This window comes from Mycobacterium sp. (assembly GCF_035603715.1).
In the GTDB taxonomy this organism is placed as follows: Bacteria; Actinomycetota; Actinomycetes; order Mycobacteriales; family Mycobacteriaceae; genus Mycobacterium.
In genome coordinates this window covers 1-2,618 of the sequence record NZ_DATNJW010000516.1, presented here as the reverse complement: position 1 = coordinate 2,618, position 2,618 = coordinate 1, and the positions used below count along the sequence as shown (strand labels likewise).

Annotated in this window: 3 protein-coding genes and 1 pseudogene; 2 read left to right on the top strand and 2 right to left on the bottom strand. The window is 64.9% G+C overall.

The genetic code is table 11. The features are described from left to right. Positions 1-478, top strand: a pseudogene (locus VN856_RS21380) (NDP-hexose 4-ketoreductase); the annotation flags it as partial. Positions 479-525: 47 nt separating this feature from the next. Here the strand turns inward: VN856_RS21380 and VN856_RS21375 are convergent. After that, positions 526-1,887, bottom strand: coding sequence for a serine hydrolase (locus VN856_RS21375; protein WP_325692663.1), 1,362 nt, complete (start codon positions 1,885-1,887; stop codon positions 526-528). Continuing rightward, complete coding sequence (gene mhuD, locus VN856_RS21370) at positions 1,862-2,179, bottom strand: mycobilin-forming heme oxygenase MhuD (RefSeq protein ID WP_325692661.1); 318 nt, start codon at positions 2,177-2,179, stop codon at positions 1,862-1,864. Before mhuD ends, VN856_RS21375 begins: the two co-directional genes overlap by 26 nt. A 55-nt stretch (positions 2,180-2,234) precedes the next feature. Here mhuD and VN856_RS21365 point away from each other — a divergent pair. Further along, positions 2,235-2,618, top strand: a 384-nt coding sequence (locus VN856_RS21365; protein WP_325692659.1) for an alpha/beta hydrolase, incomplete at its 3' end; no start/stop codon positions are given.

The window sequence follows — 2,618 nt, the reverse complement described above, 5'->3', positions numbered from 1 at the left end:
CGAGCGGATGAAGCAGAAGGTCAACGACGAGCTGAAGAAGCACTTCCGCCCGGAGTTCCTCAACCGCATCGACGACATCATCGTGTTCCACCAGCTGACCCGCGAAGAGATCATCGAGATGGTCGATTTGATGATCGGCCGAGTGGGCAAGCAGCTCAAGGCCAAGGACATGTCGATGGAGCTCACCGACAAGGCCAAGGCGTTGCTGGCCAAGCGCGGCTTCGACCCAGTGCTGGGTGCTCGTCCGCTGCGGCGCACCATCCAGCGGGAGATCGAGGACCAGCTGTCCGAGAAGATCCTGTTCGAAGAGGTCGGCCCCGGCCAGATTGTCACCGTCGATGTGGACAACTGGGACGGCGAGGGGACCGGCGAGGATGCCGTGTTCACCTTCACCGGAGCCCGGAAGCCGGCCGAATCGTCGGACCTGGCGAACGCCGGTGCGCACGCGGCCGGTGGTCCGCCGCCCGCAGCGCAGTAAACAAGTCAAACGGATGGGCGGTCACCGATCGGGTGGCCGCCCATTCGTTATTGCGTGGGTATCAGCGCGAAGACCTGCTTGGCGATCTGCAGCATCCAACCGGTGATGCTGGGCCCGTGATCGCGAGGCCAGTTCAACTGGAAGCTCACCACCCACGGCTGCCCGCTCCGGTCGATCGCATACCAGCTGAACGTGAGGTCGCCCGGCAGGCCGCCGGCCTTGGCGGCGATGTAGGGCCACTGCCCGCGATCCAGGTTGACGCCCGGAGAAGCATCCAGGATCTTCCTGACGGGTGCGGCCGGACCCACCGCGCCGGCCTGCAGGGCCACGTGCACCCGGCAGATATCTTCAGCGTTGCCATACCATTCCGCGTCGTATTTCGACGCGGGCACGTGGGCATGCCACGGATCCGGTTGATAAGTATGGGAATTCGCTTCTTCCAGCATCGCCGCGCGTTCCTGCGCTGTGCTTCGTTGCCATTGCTCGCGGACGTCCGGCCGACCCCAGGCAACCGAGAACAGTTCGTACATAGTCGGGAACGGTGTCATCGCGGCCGGATCGTGGTGGCCGGTGTTGGTCAGCGCGTTGTCGACGGCCTGTGGGCCGACCTTCGCGATCAGCATGTCGGTAGCCATGTTGTCGCTGGTGGCAATCATCTTCTCGGCGGCCGTGCGCACCGAAATGTTCGCTCCCACCGGCAAATCCATGCTTGATCCGACAGCCTTGCCTTTGTCGGTCACGGTCAGCTGGTCGTCCCAAGAGACCGTCCCGGCTTTGATGGCATCCGCCACGGCATAGAGCACGTACAACTTGAAGATCGACGCCAACGGGAGCGACAAATCTGGGTTGGTGCCGGCTATCCGGTCGCACTTGCCGTCATTGACCTTGGTGACCTGCCATGAGTAGCGGGCGCCGGTCTTGCCCAGCACCGCGTCGACGTCACGCCACGACGAGATCTTCGGGGCCAGCGTGGTGAGGTCGAATCCATCCACCAGCGTGTCATCGGCGGTGTGTATCCGAATCTCTTGCTGCGCACCGTAAGACGTCGTCAGCTGCAGCGTGGCCGCACCTGCTTTGAGGTCCACTCCGCGGAACGTGAACGGCCGATCCCACCACAGCTTTTCCATCATGGTCTGGATCTGGCTGACCATCTTCGGCGCGGCAAGGGTGCCGACTCCGACGGGACCGATCGGCCAGTCAGAATTCAGCATGTCCAGGGTCTGCTGAGCTCGCAGGCCGGCCGGCGTGCTCATGTTTATCTGGCGGCCGGAGCCCGCTGCGTTGGCGGACGGTGCTGGAGGTGGTGCGCAACCCGGGCTCAGGGCGGTGACCAATGCGGCGGCGGACGTCAGCGCCGCGACGCGAAGTCGGCCCCGGCGCGGACTACGCCGACTGTCCGGATCCGGCAACGTCTAACACAACCTCGAATTCCAGCAGCGACGCGCCGGTCGCCACCGGATTGTTCCGGTGGCCTGCGTGCGCCTCGATAGCAGGTCCGGTTGCCCACGCCTGGAATGCCTCTTCGGACTCCCACTGGGTGACCACGAAGTACCGGTCTTCGCCCTTGATCGGACGAAGCAGCTGGAAGCCGAGGAAGCCGGGCGAGTTCTCGACCGCGTGCGCACGGTGGGCGAACCGCTTCTCTAATTCGGGGCCTGCGTCCGCGGGCACCTCGATTGCGTTGATCTTCACCACTGGCATGGCGCAAGGCTACCGTGCCGACCGGTGGCGACCCAAAGCGCGCAAAGATAGGTGGATGGCCGCTGATCTGCTAACCCATCGCGGTGGACGAGGTGAACCGGTGGTCTTGGTGCACGGTCTGATGGGACGTGGCACCACCTGGTCGCGTCAGCTGCCGTGGCTGACTCGGCTGGGTGCTGTCTACACCTACGACGCGCCTTGGCACCGCGGTCGCGATGTGGCCGACCCGTGTCCGATCAGCACCGAACGCTTCGTGGCCGACCTCGGTGACGCCGTGGCCGCGCTGGACGCTCCGGTTCTTTTAATCGGGCATTCGATGGGCGGGCTGCACTCCTGGTGTCTGGCCGCCGAGCGCCCCGAGCTGGTCTCGGCGCTGGTCGTCGAGGACATGGCGCCGGACTTCCGCGGTCGCACCACCGGTCCGTGGGAGCCGTGGCTG